The 16,648-nt window shown below is 42.3% G+C and carries 11 protein-coding genes; 6 read left to right on the top strand and 5 right to left on the bottom strand.

Features of this window, described 5'->3' with window-relative positions:
- Positions 1-45: 45 nt before the first annotated feature.
- From ACE1AT_RS29730 to ACE1AT_RS29715, 4 genes are all read right to left on the bottom strand, one after another.
- A complete protein-coding gene (locus tag ACE1AT_RS29730; protein ID WP_374874739.1) occupies positions 46-3,759 on the bottom strand; it encodes a TonB-dependent receptor in 3,714 nt (1,237 codons plus the stop codon).
- Positions 3,756-5,291: a hypothetical protein gene (locus ACE1AT_RS29725; protein WP_374874738.1), complete on the bottom strand. Its 1,536-nt coding sequence runs from the start codon at positions 5,289-5,291 to the stop codon at positions 3,756-3,758. The genes ACE1AT_RS29730 and ACE1AT_RS29725 overlap by 4 nt, the downstream gene beginning before the upstream one ends.
- Before the next feature lie 227 nt (positions 5,292-5,518).
- Positions 5,519-6,091, bottom strand: a complete 573-nt coding sequence (locus ACE1AT_RS29720; protein ID WP_374874737.1) for a hypothetical protein — start codon at positions 6,089-6,091, stop codon at positions 5,519-5,521.
- An 89-nt stretch (positions 6,092-6,180) separates the two neighbouring features.
- Positions 6,181-8,679 (bottom strand): hypothetical protein, encoded by a 2,499-nt coding sequence (locus tag ACE1AT_RS29715; protein ID WP_374874736.1) that lies wholly within the window; start codon positions 8,677-8,679, stop codon positions 6,181-6,183.
- 635 nt (positions 8,680-9,314) lie between these two features.
- Here ACE1AT_RS29715 and thrC point away from each other — a divergent pair.
- From thrC to ACE1AT_RS29695, 4 genes are all read left to right on the top strand, one after another.
- The gene (thrC, locus tag ACE1AT_RS29710; RefSeq protein WP_374874735.1) at positions 9,315-10,613 is read left to right on the top strand and encodes a threonine synthase; all 1,299 of its coding nucleotides are present in this window, start codon (positions 9,315-9,317) and stop codon (positions 10,611-10,613) included.
- A gap of 97 nt (positions 10,614-10,710) precedes the next feature.
- The gene (locus ACE1AT_RS29705; RefSeq protein WP_374874734.1) at positions 10,711-10,986 is read left to right on the top strand and encodes a MoaD/ThiS family protein; all 276 of its coding nucleotides are present in this window, start codon (positions 10,711-10,713) and stop codon (positions 10,984-10,986) included.
- A gap of 46 nt (positions 10,987-11,032) precedes the next feature.
- Positions 11,033-11,434, top strand: coding sequence for a fasciclin domain-containing protein (locus ACE1AT_RS29700; protein ID WP_374874733.1), 402 nt, complete (start codon positions 11,033-11,035; stop codon positions 11,432-11,434).
- Between the two features lie 151 nt (positions 11,435-11,585).
- Entirely contained in the window at positions 11,586-12,740 is a 1,155-nt protein-coding gene (locus ACE1AT_RS29695; RefSeq protein WP_374874732.1) for an acyltransferase family protein, read from the top strand.
- A gap of 6 nt (positions 12,741-12,746) precedes the next feature.
- Here ACE1AT_RS29695 and ACE1AT_RS29690 read toward each other — a convergent pair whose 3' ends face one another.
- Positions 12,747-13,490, bottom strand: coding sequence for a tetratricopeptide repeat protein (locus tag ACE1AT_RS29690; RefSeq protein ID WP_374874731.1), 744 nt, complete (start codon positions 13,488-13,490; stop codon positions 12,747-12,749).
- 858 nt (positions 13,491-14,348) lie between these two features.
- Between ACE1AT_RS29690 and ACE1AT_RS29685 the strand changes: the two genes are divergently transcribed.
- The gene (locus ACE1AT_RS29685; RefSeq protein ID WP_374874730.1) at positions 14,349-15,143 is read left to right on the top strand and encodes a PEP-CTERM sorting domain-containing protein; all 795 of its coding nucleotides are present in this window, start codon (positions 14,349-14,351) and stop codon (positions 15,141-15,143) included.
- A 164-nt stretch (positions 15,144-15,307) separates the two neighbouring features.
- Positions 15,308-16,645 carry a pentapeptide repeat-containing protein gene (locus tag ACE1AT_RS29680; RefSeq protein ID WP_374874729.1) on the top strand — a complete coding sequence of 446 codons (1,338 nt, stop codon included), beginning with the start codon at positions 15,308-15,310 and terminating at the stop codon, positions 16,643-16,645.
- Positions 16,646-16,648 lie beyond the last annotated feature (3 nt).

The raw sequence follows: 16,648 nt of genomic DNA, 5'->3' as shown, positions 1-16,648 counted from the left end.
TGTAGAGACGTAGCATTGCTACGTCTCTACATTTGATGGGAAATTTCATATCTCGGTTTTTTGTACCCCCGTTGTCGCCCTCTTCAATTTCTGCACCAAGGTCTTAGTAGATTCTTGCTGCTGGCGTGGCGGGACTTTTTGCAATCCAAAACCATCAAATAATTCGTTCAACTTCACCGTCAAACCCAGATACAGCCCACCTGCGGAACGGGTTCCTGAAAAATCACGGTCATCAACTTTACCAAAAGAATAACCAGCAGACAGGCGTAAATTAGGTGTGAAATAGTAACCTGCTTCAACAACAAAGCCTGTTTCCGTGTAATCACTTTGACTAATTAACCGCGCTTCACCCACCAAATCCATGCTGTATCCCAAGCGATAGGTAGCCCGTAATTGCCCTAAGTTAACTGTGCTAGTTCCAACTAAATCATCTGCTAAATAAGAAGTACTATTACGTAGAGCATACTTACCATAAAATTCCCATTGCCAATTCGGAGCGTAGATAGCTTCCACAGCAAAGGTATGGTCTTCGGAACCTGTACCACTTCCCAACAGAACAGTGTCAGGAATCACGGCGGGATTTTTGCGATATTCATAACGCAGCAAGGCGTTAAACTTATCGTTTTTAGGGTCACGATAGGCTAAACCTAATTTCAGGCTGGCTGTATCCCCCAATCCTGTTAGTTTTTGATTGCTAGAGTTGGCTTGTTGATAACGCACCAAGGCAGTAAGTTCAGGTGATATTTTCCCTGTTGCACCTGCGGTAATTACGGTATTGGAACCACTCGAAGAACTGCGATGCTCAAAACGGGCGCTGGCTTGGAAATTTGGGTTATTGGTGTATTCCAGTCCAATGCTGTAACTATCACCGCTACCTAATCCCACCGAGTAACCGCTTTGACCGACAGCGAAGGGTTGGGAAAATTGTTGTCCTGTTCCAGTGCGTCCGAAAAAGTTGCCAAATATGTGTTCGTAAGCAAGATTGAGTTTTAAGCCAGGGGCGATCGTCCAACGGTTATTTAATCCAATTGCTCCTTGGGTAGTCAGTTCATTAGCTCCACCCAAAATTGTGTAGCGACCGGTGAGAGTCGTATCTGTACCAAGTTTATGTTGACCGTTAACGCTCAAACTAGTAATAGAGTTATCGTCATATTGACCACGAGTAAAAAACTGTTGCGCCAAGTTGACATTCACACCAGGTAAGACAGCCCAATTTAAGCCAAAACCTGTCCGGTCTGGATAAACAGTATCGGTTTCTGAAGATAAAGTCAGTTCATTGAGTGCTTGGAAAGTAAGCTTATTGGTAATCGGGATTTGCAGTTGCGATCGCAATTGATCGGATGTTGTAGAGACGTTGCATTGCAACGTCTCTACACACAAGCGGTCTTCTCTGTCGCGATGTATCCAGTCTACATCCACAGTTGCTTTACCAAATCGCTGTTGAATACCCGCAGAAATTGTTGTCAGAGAATTATCAACTTTGCTCCCAGGAACAGCTTGTGTGCGCGGTGCAAATAACTCCTCAAAAGTATCTAGTGGTTGGGGTGCAGTCCCAAAATTATCTTCGTGGTCGTATTGGAACCGTAAATTAGTTGTAGGCGAAATTTTTCCTGTAAATTGCGCCCCGTAGCGAGTTTGACCAGGAACAAAGCTAGTTGTAGCATCGTTAGCAAAACCTGCATCTGTGGAACGGTAGTAGCTGCGCCCTCGTAAACCGGGGAAAATTTCTCCTTCGGCTTCAATCCGGTAAGCCGAACCGCTCACCTTTCCTGAAAGATCAGAACTATTTGTGGAACGCGCGTATTCTGCAATCAATTTTCCTCTTGAACCCAAAGCAATCTGTGCATCTGCACCGTAGAGTTCAAAGTCACGCATCCCCTGATCTTGTTGGAAGTAAGTCGTTCCGATCCAACTTTCTTTGTTGAGGGTGTGGTCAAAGTTGTATTGCAGGCGACCAGCGTAAATATTACTATCGGAACCACTACCTTTATATTGGTAAGTAACGACAATACGCCGGACTAAAACCTGTCCATTCTCATCTAAGTCAGTACGTTGAATCGGTTCCCGGAATAAGATAGTACCGCGATCATAGTCAATTTCGTAATCAAGACCGCGATTGAGTTGTTTACGTTCTAACACAGTACCAGGACGGTTCAGTTCTTCCGACTCAATCGCAATATTTTCACTACCTGGAACTAATAATCTGCGCGAGAGGAAATAGTAACCACTCGTACCATCAGGAGCAATAGTATCGCGTTGAAAGGCTTCAACGTTATTGGCATATAAACCAGTGAATTGTAGATTTCCCAGACTATAGTTAGCTTTGAAGCCATGCAATTGACGTGTGACTGAGGTAAATTGCTGAGATGAACGGGCAAATTCCTGAGTAGTGTAGTCGCCCCACATGAAATAATCGGGTTCAGCACCAGGTATTTTGGGCGATCGCTCTAACCGTGCATAGACGCTATCAGTAGAAGGAGTGATTACTTCTGTCTTAGAACTGTCACCGTAGACGGGATAGTTTTGGTCGTTGAATTGAAAACTACGAAACACTCTGTTATCACAGTTGCAATCTTCATTCAAGTTACGGAAACTGTTGTAAGCACCAGTGAATAACCATTCTCCAATCGCCCCAGTCGCAAAGACTGACGAACGCACATTTAATTGAGTACTATTGTCTTTATTCGGTGGGAGAAAATCACGAAAACTGCTGTAGTAATCTGTACCCCTCGCACCCAAACGTACATCTACTACCCCAGTTACCAAGCTCGGACGTAAAGCTGTTTCAAATTGCAGTTGCGTATAGGCTTCTAAATCATTGGCGATCGCTCGAATTCTGACAGTTTGAGCATTCAAACTTGATTTGAGAGTAGCGCTAAATTGTCCTTTCTTTGCCTCTACTTGGAATCCGGGTTCATCAGGTTTAAAATCTTTACCAACAAACTCACCAGCAGTGGGTATCAGAGTCACAACTCCATCGCGGTTGGAGCGATTCCCATTTTCATCCCGGAGTTCCCCTTTCACTGTCGCTGTGGAACGTCCATCCGCCGGAATCCTAGCCTCGACGGTTTCCAACTTCAATTCTATGGGTGCGCCTCTTACCACTACCTGCACACTAACAGGCGCTTCACTAGAACCTACCACTTGGGTAGTGATAGTATTAGCTCCATCTTTTAAGGAAACACCATACCATGTCTGCGTTACCAAGTTAGTATTGGCGTCACTTTCTGTCCGTCCCACCAAGGATGGATCTACCAAATCCCCATTCACACGTAATTCCACTTTTGCATCCACGGGAAATTGCAATATGACCGTGGTTGCTGGTATATCGACTACAGTATCAGGGCTGGGGGTGAGGACTTTTACAGAGGTAAAGGGAGTCGGTGAAGAAGATGTGTTTTGTGCTACTTTTTGCAGACTTTTGGGTAACTTGATATTGGCTGCTGGTTGGAATGGCTGTATTGCTGATGATGTTGTAGTTGGGTTATCTGGTAGGACGGATAACTTGTCCTCCAAAGATAAATCAATAGCATCCTCAGATAAAGTTGGTTTGAGTTCAAAAAACTTCCCCGTGTCACCGCGTCTTCCCTTCTCCGCGTCTTCTTGCTGAGGTGCATCTTGGATGACGTTGGTGTGTTCTGCCTTGGCTACGATGGGATACAATGCTAGACTTACAGCCCCTGCGATCGCCCCCAATAGTCTCAAAGTATTTGCGTTCAAATGTTGAGACTGAAGTAACTCCCTTCTACCTAGATTCATTTCTTGACCTCCTCACCAGATGTGGGGGTGACTGCGAAGTTCATACGTGCCATACCACTGGGTTCTAAACGTACTAGGCGGGATTGGCTGTTACGTTCTTTAAATTTGAGATTGGGTGCTAAGGTGTAACCAGAGAGGCTGCTGAGGTCGAGAACACCTGTATGGTTGCCTGGTAAAACATTTACTACAGAGAATACCCCGTTAGGGTCAGTAGTAATACGGTTGCCATCTTCCATGAAAATCACTGCATTGGGAACTCCGGGTTCACCTGGCTGCTGTTCGCCATCAAAGTTTTTATCTACAAACACTCGACCAATAATTGTGCCGCAGTCTGATACAATTCCTGGTCTAATTTGTAACTGGTGGCTGGCTGGCCCGTCTTTAGTAATGAAACGGTTATCTGCTCTTTGAGCCGTGACACTGGCTAAATTGCGTCCCGAACCCCGTACTGAATCTGGAGTGAGTTGGGCAGCATAGGCAATATTTAATACTTTATCCGATGGAACTACAGTATTTGTCCGGAAAATCACGTTGGAGCCATTGCGGTCTGCTGTGACGGTGACAGATTGACCATCGATTTCACCCCGAACGGATTTAGGTAAAAATTTGAAACCCAAGGGTAAAGTATCAGTGACAACCACACTATCCAAAGCAGCATCAGCGGAATTTCTGACTGAGAGGCGATAGATAACTGTATCTCCTGGTTCAGCCGTAGCGCGATCGCCTGTTTTGACAATCTGCACCTGTTGTGGCTGACACATATTCGTAGTAAATTCAAAAGCTAATAAATCTAGTCCTTGGAGTTCCGCATTAGCAACTAAGGCAACCGTTGATTCAGTTTGGGTTTGACCTGTAAGTGTAATCGGTTGACCATCCAGGGATGTAGCAACATACCGAACAACATCATTGTTCTCTGTACCAGTGCTTTGGAGGATTTGAATCTTGATCCGGCGCTGTTTATAAATCGAATTAGGTGGTGGATTGATTACAAAAATATAGGTTCTACCAGGATCTGTTTGACCCAAATTCGGATCGAGCAGGAAGTTATAAGCACCTAATGGTTCTGTATTAGTTAGGAAATAGGGGTTATTATTCTCAATATTTGGTTTTAATCCACCAGGAATATTATTGTTAGGAGCATCAGGTAACTCTGTGCGAGTTAGGGGTAACAATCTTCCTAATTCTGTTCCTGTGGGGTCACTAGGGTCAGATTCATAAACAGCAACAGAAAAGCCCGTGTAATCAGGTAAAATATTGCCACCACATCCTAAAATTCGTCCCAGTGGGTCAACTAATGGAGTGGGAGCAGCCTGAATCTGACGGGAAGTTCCTTGATATTTAAGATTATTACTAGAATCTGTATAAGTATAAGTAGCTTGATTTATAAAGTTGGTCAACGGCTTGCTATTCTCAACTTGAGCGATCGCAGACATCGAACTCTGCAATACACTTGTCACCACAAACGTTGCCGCTATCCGCCTAAACCAGCTACTCGTGGCATAATTCTGGCATCGCGAACTTTGACGGCGCACTAAATTTTCTCCTGTGAAACTTTTAGAAACTAGAGAGACAAGGGAAAAGGACAAGGGGGACAAGGAAGCTCTTAGCAGGGAGACGCACTAGACGCGGAGAAAAAAACCAATGTCCGATCCCCGATCCCCAATCCCCAATCCCCGTTGCCCCTTATCCCCAGAGGGGGCCCCACCTGCCCCTTATCCCCAAAGGGGACCCCTACCTTCCCCAATCCCCGATCCCCAACTCACCGCACCTGCACTTGATAAGTTCCTTTGATTTGGGCCTTGGCTGCAACGGATGTGCCAAAATTCCAACGAATGTGGGTGTAAGCTATTGCAGGTGCAGGACGAGTTTCGACTTTGCCATTGGGAAGCTTGACTTGTACCGTTGGCTTTTCTACAAAGCTGCGTCCGTTGTCAATGCTGTAAGTAATCTTGGCACCAGTGTTAGCATTCACAGTGGCAGAATTCAGCACATAGATCATTCCTTTAGGAATCGGCTGATTGATCACGAGATTTTTTAATGCTTTATTGGCATTATTGACACCAGTGACTGTGTAGCGCAGTACATCTCCTGGTTGCACTACCGCTTTACCTTGCAATGCTTGCCAGCTTTCTTTTTGCTTACCCTGCACTTGCTGTCCTAATATCTTCTTTTCTGCTTCTAGGCGCAACTGTACTTGGCTTTTAGCTTGGGTATTTTGAGCAAAAGCAGCATCAGAATGCCAGATATTTGTGAGTACGGGAATTTGATTAACAAATGGAAGTGTAACAATCAGTGCTACTGCTCCCATACTCGCCATTGCAAAACGCTTCATATTGATAAACCTGTTCAAAAATTTGCTTTCTTGTTTGTAGTGAGCGCTTTAGCGCTTAATTGAGCGCTGAAGCGCTCACTACGAACGGACTAATTCACCTTGCGTCGGAATGTGAATGTTCTAGACTCACCCGGTGCAACATTACCTGTGACGGTATTCACGTACTTGGTAACGTCGGTGTCTACTGTTGTGCCAGTTTGATCAATACCAGAGTTGGTTGCTGGATTACCGTTGTAGAAATTGATGGTTGCAGCGCCAGAATCTTTAGCTGATCCGACAATGTTACTAGTATCGATTTGACCGCTAATATCATTGTCTAACGCCCAGTTGTTACCACCAGCTGTGCCATCTTCAGTAATTACAACTTTGTCAGCTCTCAAGAGTATGTTACCTGTGCCAGCTTGAGCTTCCGAAATATTTCTGTAGGTAATTTGGTACTCAATTATGTTTCCTGGTGCAGGTTTTTTCGGGTCGCTGCTGAAAGTACCATCGTTACCTTGAACAGCTGGACCAGTTCCTGGTAGTACACGTGATTCTTTGACTAGTTTCAAGAAACCAGTGTAGACGCGATCGATAGTGGTATTCTGTGGTTCAGAACCTAAACCAGCAGTAGCATCATCAACGAAGGCGGTGACAGGAACAGGGAAACCTTTATTAATATCGGTAGAAAGAGCAGTTCCTGGAGGTAGATTAACCTCAACACCGTAGTTCACATTTGTACCTGGTGCAACGTTAGGAATAGTGATGTACTTAGAGGTTGCATCGATTGATGATTGGTCGCCGGTTGTGGTGGGGTTGCGGTCTGTATCAAACAAAAATTGCGTACCATCCCACACATAGGATTTTGACTCAGATCCGTAAGTAATCGTTACTAGCGTATTGGCAGGTAAATCACCAGGATTAGTTGGCGATGTGGGAACTAGAGAGATACTATTTGGATTAGTACCACTATTTTGAACTGTGTTAGTAAAGGCTACAGCTGATGGATCAAGGGTTGAACCTGGAGCTTGAGTTGGAGGTACAAAGGAAGATTTGTTGCTGAAGTCATCGTTATTGCTAGTCGGACCAATAGCATCTGGAACACGTTCTGGCCCATTGAGTACATCAGAAGCAAGAGGCGTTTGTACTGTGAAGGTGTTTGCTTCACCACCAAGGCCACTACCACTGTTGTTATTACCAGGATCAGTACCAGTGTTGTTCTGATCAGTGAGGTCATTAATATAACCGTCAGCCACTGTCGGATTTGTATCAGGAACACCATCATTATTGGTATCTGTTGAACCTGGAGGAATTGTCCGACCGTCGTAGTTGCTGGGATTTTGGTCCCCGGATTCGTCGTAAACTAGGGTTGTACCGCCAGAGGTTTGACCAAACAACTGAGCAATGTTGTTGACTGTTAATGGTGAAGTTGCAGTTGATTTAACTTTTACGTCTATCGAGAATCCGCTAACTGTTTGACCGGGAGCAATAGAAGTAACTACAGCAGGGTTGTTGACAAAACCGACGCGGGTAACTGTAGAAAGGTTAGTACCGACTGTCAAGGGTTGCCAAGTCGCGTCGTTAGCATTAATACTGACTGGAGCTATTGTATAAACTACTTGCCAACCAGGTGGTGGAGTCGGTATAGCTGCTAGTTCTGTACCATTAGGAATTGCATCGGAAACTAAAATGCGCGGGCCAGTCAAACCATTAATTGCTGTACCAACAAGTGGTGCAGGAGTAATATTATTACCGGTTGGGTCGTTTAACTCTACCCTCAAACTCATGTCGTAGCTAAGTGTGTCATCGGTAATGACTGGAGTACCAGCATTGTCATAGTCGCTACGGGTTTTGAGAATTGTAGCCAAGGCGTAGTTCTTCAGAGAAGAGTTTACGGTTGCTTTTTGAGTAACACTGGCTTCACGTACACCGTTCACAGGTGCGCCAGCAACTTCCCCTGTAACTGATCCGTCGGCGTTATCTATGGTGTAAACGTCACCACCATTGGGATCTCGCAGTTGGTTCTGAGCATCACCAGGGGTATCACCAAGGGTCACGTTAATCACATCATTGGTTTGAGCGCCAGGTTGTACAGTGACCGGCACACGTACCAAGATTGAACCGCCGACAGGGATGGAATCTGTAACGTATTCACCACCACTAATTGATGTCCAGTCTGTACCGCCATCAATGCTGTATTCCAAGTTACCCGCAGTTGCAGGGCCTGTGACACGTGCCAAGTTGGGAACACGGAATTTGGTGGGGTCGTTACCAACGTTAGTTACTGTGTAGTTGTAGTACAGAATATCATTGACTGATACAGGCGTTGCTGATGTACTATCTGTAATACCAGAGGCTGTAACAGTTATACCAGCGACCTCTGCTACGGTGACAACAACCGTATTAGAAGTACTGTTGATGGTCGTACCTGGATTATTAGGATCTTCGTAGGTTGCAGTTGCCGTGTTGCTAATTGATTGACCCGCTGTTGTGCCTTCTGCTAATACAGGGGCAATAAATTGGAAAATGCCATTGGCAAGCAATGCGGTTACTACCAAGGAACGATAGACTCTTGGTGCTTTCTTGACAAAATGATTAATCTGTGACATATTTTATGCTGCTTAATTTACATTCAAAATTAATCCTGTGTAAAAACACAGGATTTTTTCCAAATTTTCCTATCGTTGGTAAGATACCCGCAGATTAACTTGGTAATTCAGCTTCAACCCGACAAAAAAGTCTATTAACTACCTAGCTTTTAAGTGTTAAGTTGTATAAATAAATACAAAATAGATTGTGTCGGAACTCAGAAACCAAACGTCGGTTGCTAAAAAAAAATACCAACACATTCCTGCTTTTGAGTGTTCATACTTTGTCTTATATACACCTCATAATTTAGCTTTTGCTTGAGTAGAGACTTTTTATGACCAAATTCTTATCCAGCTAATCTATCTCAAGATAGATTGTTGGCAGGTTGAAGTCATGTTAACTACAGTAACTTTTGACACAAAATTACATCATCAGTAAAAACAATGAATTTTATTGGGAAGAATATGTAAACGGTTTGAAAATATACAAAATAAACCGCGATTTTGAAAAGATAGACAACATTAAAGGTATGCAATTTTTGCAATATTTTTAGATTTATTAATCCCGACAAAAAATATCGGGTATGTTTGACTGGTATTTTTACTCGTGATAGCATCAAACGACAGTTGAGGGACATCCAGGGAGAAGCTAGTTTATGACTCAGGCAATTGACACCCAAAAATCAGCCACCGCTTTCAAAGCTTTGAAATGTAAAGAATGTGGTGCGGAATATGAACTCAAAGCCAATCATGTGTGTGAGTTCTGTTTTGGGCCTTTAGAAGTCGGTTACGACTACAGCACCCTTCGTCAAACTGTCACCCGTGAATCAATTCAAGCGGGGCCAAATTCGATGTGGCGCTATCGCAAGTTTTTGCCTGTGGCTAGTGAGAATCCGATTGATGTCGGTACTGGTATGACTCCCTTGGTGCGTTCCCAACGCTTGGCACGTCGCTTGGGTTTGAATAAGCTTTACATTAAAAATGATGCTGTGAATATGCCTACCCTCAGTTTCAAAGATAGGGTAGTATCAGTTGCCTTGACACGGGCGCGAGAGTTGGGTTTTACGACGGTTTCTTGTGCTAGCACTGGTAATTTAGCAAATTCTACAGCTGCGATCGCAGCTCATGCTGGTTTAGATTGTTGTGTCTTCATCCCCTCTGACTTAGAAGCCGGTAAGGTTTTGGGTAGCCTCATCTACAGCCCTACCTTAATGGCTGTTAAAGGTAATTATGATCAGGTCAACCGTCTCTGCTCGGAAGTTGCTAATACACACGGTTGGGGTTTTGTCAATATTAATTTGCGTCCTTACTACTCCGAAGGCTCCAAAACTCTGGGCTTTGAAGTTGCAGAACAACTAGGATGGGAACTACCTGATCACATCGTTGCACCTTTGGCTTCAGGTTCGCTATTTACAAAAATCTATAAAGGCTTCAACGAATTTGTAGAAGTTGGTTTAGTAGAAGGTAAGCCAGTTAAATTCAGTGGCGCTCAAGCCGAAGGTTGTTCACCGATTGCTCAAGCCTTTAGAGAAGACCGCGATTTTATTCAGCCAGTGAAACCAAATACAATTGCTAAATCGATCGCGATCGGCAATCCAGCAGATGGTATTTACGCTGTCGAAATTGCTAAGAAAACAGGTGGTAGCATTGAATCTGTAACTGATGCTGAAATTATCGAAGGCATCAAGTTACTAGCGGAAACTGAAGGTATTTTTACCGAAACCGCCGGTGGTACAACCGTTGCTGTACTCAAAAAATTAGTAGAAGCTGGCAAAATTGATCCAGATGAAACCACCGTGGTCTACATCACTGGAAATGGCTTAAAAACCCAAGAAGCAGTGCAGGGCTACATTGGTGAACCTCTGACAATAGAAGCGAAGCTCGATAGTTTTGAACAAGCTCTTGAGCGTTCTCGTACACTTGAACGCCTAGAATGGCAACAAGTTCTAGTTTAAGAAAAAGTTAGTGGTTAGTGGGTAGTGAATAGTGCTTAAGAACTAACAACTAACAACTAACAACTAACAACTAACAACTAACAATCAACAATTCAAGATGTCTGTAAAAGTATTAGTTCCTACTGCTCTACAAAAATTTACCGAAAATCAAGCTACTTTAGATTGCAACGCTAATACAGTAGCGGAACTTTTTGAATCTCTAGAGCAAGCTTTTCCTGGTATTAAATCACGCTTATGTGATGAGGGAGGAGAACCGCGACGGTTTTTGAATTTATACGTCAACAGCGAAGATATTCGCTTTTTAGAAGGAACAAAAACATCTTTAAAAGATGGCGATGAAGTGAGTATTGTTCCGGCTGTAGCTGGTGGCTGAGAGTCGAAACTTTATCGCTATTTGGTAGGTAGTAATGGTGAAATAAATGGCTGATATAGTTGATATTGCTGTTGGTGCAGGTTCTTTTACAACTTTGGTAACTGCTGTGCAAGCCGCAGGTTTAGTCGATGTATTGAAAAGTCCTGGCCCATTTACTGTTTTTGCGCCTAATGATGATGCTTTTGCTAAATTACCGCCAGGAACTATACAAACCCTCGTGCAGAATATCCCCCAGCTAACACGGATCTTAAAGTATCATGTTGTACCGGGAAAGCTCAAGCAAGCAGATTTAGCTCAAGTTGGGACTGTGACTTCTGTAGAAGGTTCAACAATTAAAATTGATTGTTCTGAAGCGTTTGAAGTCAAAAATGCTACTGTTTTAGCCGCAGATATTGAAGCTGATAATGGTGTCATTCACGTTATTGATACAGTCATTTTGATGGGTTAAGTAGGTCGGTAGAGACGCGATAAATCGCGTCTGTACAATAGTCCGATAAATCGCGTCTGTACAATAGTCATTGGTCATTTGTCATTGGTGCGACCTCTTGATTATCCGCATTGAGGGAAGTAAGTTATAGGTCATTCAAAAAATGATATCTATGCGCCTAACTTCTCTTGATGTTTTTCGTGGGATAACGATCGCTGGTATGATCCTTGTGAACATGGCCAGTATTGCTGAACCCAATGTCTACTCACCGTTACTCCACGCTGAATGGAATGGTTGTACACCAACTGATTTAGTATTTCCCTTTTTTCTGTTTATTGTCGGTGTAGCAATGAGTTTTTCTTTTGCGAAGTACACCGATAGCAAATTAGATTCACAGAGTACTTCTGCAACTCTATCTTCGCTTTACTGGCGTATCATTCGCCGTGCATTTATCCTCTTTGCTTTAGGATTATTTCTCAATGGTTTTTGGAATCAGGGTGTTTGGACTTTTGACTTCAATAACATCCGCATCATGGGGGTATTGCAACGCATCAGCTTAACTTACTTATTAGCTAGTCTGGTAATTCTCAATCTACCGCGTAAAGCTCAATGGATCTTAGCGGGAGTATTACTTGTTAGTTACTGGTTAGGAATGATGTATGTACCTGTACCTGGTTATGGTGCTGGTGTGTTGACGCGAGACGGTAATTTAGGCGCTTACATTGATCGCTTGATTATTCCCCAAGTGCATCTTTATAAAGGCGATAATTACAACTTTTTGGGAGATCCAGAAGGACTTTTCAGCACTATTCCCGCCATTGTCAGTGTTCTGGCTGGTTATTTTGCTGGACAGTGGATACGTAGAAAAAAAGAGATTGATTCGCAAACCAGCATGGATTTAGTTCTGTTTGGTTTGAGTTGCTTGGTTATCGGTGGGATTTGGGATTTAGCATTTCCGATTAATAAAAAATTGTGGACAAGTTCTTACGTAGTTTTCTCTACAGGCTGGGCATTATTGTTACTTAGCTTTTGTTATGAATTAATCGATGTCAGGCGGATGCGACGTTGGGGAAAACCTTTGGCAATGATGGGACTGAACCCCATATCTATTTTCGTGGCTTCCGTGTTGTTAATTAAGATATTAGTAAAAACTACTGTTGGTACAGGAAAAAATCCTCCTAGCACCTACGATTGGATTTATCAAAATTTGTTTGGATCTTGGGCTGGTGCATACAATGGTTCACTATTTTTTGCGATCGCAACTGTTTTATTCTGGTTGGCAGTTGCCTATGTCATGTATCGACAACGGTGGTTTATTAAAGTTTAATGGTGGTTACTGTAATAAATCTTGAAAGCGGCTATTGCTACGCACCTTGTTAAAATCAGAGTCGGTTTTTGCTAATTTTTCATACTTACCAGGAACAAGCTTCATAGCTTTTTGTAAGTTTTCAGCTGCTAGTTCCACATTGTTCTGTAAAGCATAAGCACATGCCTTATTGTAGTAAGCTAAATCTTTGTCAGGTTTGATGATGATCGCTCGATCATAAGATGCTATTGCTTCTTGGTAGCGATGCAATTTTGTGAGGGCGATTCCTCTATTTATCCAAGCTTCATATTTATTCGATTTAATTGCGATCGCTCGATCATAGGATATTACTGCTTCTTGATAGCGTTGCAGTATATTTAGGGTGTTACCTTTGTTGTACCATGCCTCATCTCTATCAGGTTGGATGGCGATCGCTTGATTATAAGATTCTAATGCTTCTTCATGACGCTGTAATTTTGTTAAGGCATTTCCTCGATTAATCCAAGCTTCAGCAAATCGAGGTTTTATGGTAATGGCTTGATCAAAAACTGCGATCGCATCCTTGTAGCGCCGGGAGTTTAAGAAAGTATTACCTTGCTGAAAAAAAACTTCTGCTTTTTGATTTGTTTTTGCTTCAGAAAGCAACTGAGCTACATTAGTTTCTTGGACAATTTGTTTACTATTTTTTCCTGCTGAATTTGCCAAATCGCCACAGCCTAATATGGATAAAGTTATGAAACCAGAGGCTACAAAGCAACGCCAACAAACCATCTTTTACAAATCTCACTACTTAATAGATCAACAGTTTTTTGTTTACAAGATCGCAAAGGCATGTCTACACCCTATTACTTGAGTTTGATAAAAATAGCCAAAAGTTGGTTTTTATGGCCTATATTTACCGATTTTAAAACGACTATATACCATAACATACCATAAATTTTTTCTGATTTTTCGAGACATAATTAAATACAAAATATGATTTTTGGATTGACGCGATGTCAATAAATCGTAACGTTTTAAGGCCTTTCCAATTAATAAAATATCCAGCCCTCGCGTTCCGCCTGAAGGGCGGAACGCTCACCAATTCTTGGGTTGAGCCAAAATATATTTGATAGGGCTGGATATTTTATTTTTTGGAGATCCCTAAACGCAGAGGGGCGCGGAGGAAAGCGCGGAGGAACACAGAGGTTTGCTCAATTTATTCGCTACAAACTTATGCAAAGATGTACTTAGTTTTCAAGGCTTCTAGTTAGACCTACACTTGTAGGCTACTTTTTTACACCGACTTACGTTGATACACAAGATAGTTAATCTGTACAGTATGTAAGTCCTAATTTTATACAATCTTGTCTATTTTTTAATGATAGAGAAAGCAAAGATTTAAGTATGGCATTAGTTGAATAAATAATTTAGTTACCTAAGTTTTTATTTAAAATAACTTCAAATTAATTTGAAGTTATTTTAAAAAGCAACAAGTTTATTTATTTTTTTTCAGGTAAAACTACTGATTTTTCAGTTGAATGTATTTCATTTATTAACTCTGAACAACTCAGTAATTTTTCTAATGTTTTTAGTTAAAAAAATGGCACATAATCGGCTGAATACTACACATGAATTGAAGTTAAATTTATGCTGTTTTCCAAAAAGAGTTTTTTGATTGCTGCTTTGTCTACTCTTGCTACAGTTGGTTATGCAGGTTCAGCACACGCGATCAATTTCAAAGTCACAACGGGTACAACAGGTTTGAATGGAGAAACTAATCAAGGAGCATTTTCTGAATTCTCTTCACTTCCAGATACAGTGACGGTTGACTTCAACTCTGGTCAAATTCCAATCAATGGCTTTGCTGAGTACTCATTTGTTGGTGATGGGGGTAGCAGTGTTCGAGCAGATATGTGGGCGCCAGTTGGTTCCAATGGAGAGAAAAATGACTCCAATTATCTAGCTGTTTTTGATGGTAAAGATGTGGTCATTCAACTGGATGATTATCTAAACTATTTTGGGATTAACTGGGGTGCTGCTCATACAGGTAACATTTACTCTTTCTATAATGGCGACTCCCTTGTGTCTTCCTTCTCAACTGCTGATATTGATGCGGGTGGTGGATTTGCTCTCTACTCTTCTTTACATCCTGGTGGTAATGAATACGGTGCAAAACTTGTTAACGGTAATTATTATCAAGGTAACGGCTACGTCCACTTTTACTCAACAAATAGCAATGATATCTTCAACAAAATTGTAATATCTCAAGAAGGAGGTGGTGGATTTGAAACTGATAACCACTCTTTCCATAAAGGAACTACTGCATTTACAGGCTTTGATTCCAAATCTGTACCTGAGCCTAGTGCTGCTTTAGGTATGCTAGCCATTGGTGGTGTGTTCTTACGCAAGCGCAAACATCAGAAGTCTGTACAGATAGGATGATCGCAACTTAGGGAATTTATTTCTACTTATTAGGGTGTAATCACAACTTGAATTGGAAACGAATCAAATGGCAATATAAGGGACAGTGTTGTTGATCTGTCCCTTACTCATTTATGCTTCTGAGACAGCTGTTGAACTGAGAATGCTGGTGCCAAAATATAATCATGTCGATTGATTCCAACTCATCCCAACCCCCAAATCCAGAACAAAACTTACAACCAGATGATTTTGACAACTCATCTAATACTGATTTAATTCCAAATGATCTGGCCACCCAGCAGGCCTTAGCTGCTATTTCCTCACTACAGTCTCCTCAAAATACAGCAGTCTTACTAAAAGCACGTTCCACAGTCAAACCACTTGCTAGTCAGACTATTAGCGTTAAACCAAGAGCTTTACTGTTAATTGTAGTGGCGATCGCTACTACTGTTGTCGGAATTGCCATCAATCACTGGATTGTTGGTATTTTGGGAACCGTCATCACTTTATTATTATCTTTAGCTGTAATTTGGCCTTGGTTGCAAGAACTACAAAAAGAGTGGTTTTCAGCCCAAGAACAAGCTTTAGTAGTTGGCTTATTGGGAATAATAGTTGCGATCGCTGGACTGGTCAAATATAGTGGTTTGAGCAATTACCTAGTTACTGTCGGACGTAAAATCAACTGGGAAGCATCCGGAACACTGGCGGAATGGTTTGGTGCATTGGGACAAATTCTGATTGCGATCATCGCTGTTTACATTGCTTGGCGACAGTACATTATTTCTAAAGACCTAACTATTCAGCAAAACTTGCTTACCGTCCAACAAAATATCATTACTCAGCAGCAGACCATAGATTCCTATTTTCAGGGTATTTCCGATTTAGTATTAGATGAAGAAGGATTATTAGAAGATTGGCCTCAAGAAAGATTGCTAGCAGAAGGACGCACTGCGGCTATTCTTAGTAGTGTGGACGGCAGTGGTAAAGCGAAAATTCTGCGATTTTTGTCTCGTTCTAAGTTACTCACACCTCTAAAACGCGATCGCTTGCTTGGTCGAGCTATTCTTGATGGTACAGGCGGTTACTGTGAAGATCGGCTTCACGGTGTACGTGTGATTGATTTAGGAGTAATGCTAGCAGGTGCAGATTTGTCTGGTACTGATCTGCGCTGGACTGACTTAAGCGAAGCGAATCTAGTCCGTGCTAATCTCCGTGAGTGTGATTTGGTTAAAGCTAACCTCTCTCGCTGCATTTTATATGAAGCCGACCTCAGTAAAGCAGACCTCAACAGTACTTGTTTATTTTATGGTTCCGTAGAAACCGCATCACCTCGTAGCCGTAACAACCCACCAAACTACAAAACTGGTGAATACACAGGTGCTGTAGTGGAAAATACAGACTTGAGTGGAGTCCAGCGCCTATCTGAAGCTAACCGATACTACTGCTGTGCTTGGGGTGGCGAAAACACCAGAAGTACAATTCCTGGTGGTTGCGAAGGGATTCCTAATAAATTAGGGAGGTAGCAA

Origin of the sequence: Pelatocladus sp. BLCC-F211, from assembly GCF_041928655.1 — a bacterium.
GTDB lineage: Bacteria > Cyanobacteriota > Cyanobacteriia > Cyanobacteriales > Nostocaceae > Pelatocladus.
This window is presented reverse-complemented; position numbering and strand designations above follow the sequence as displayed.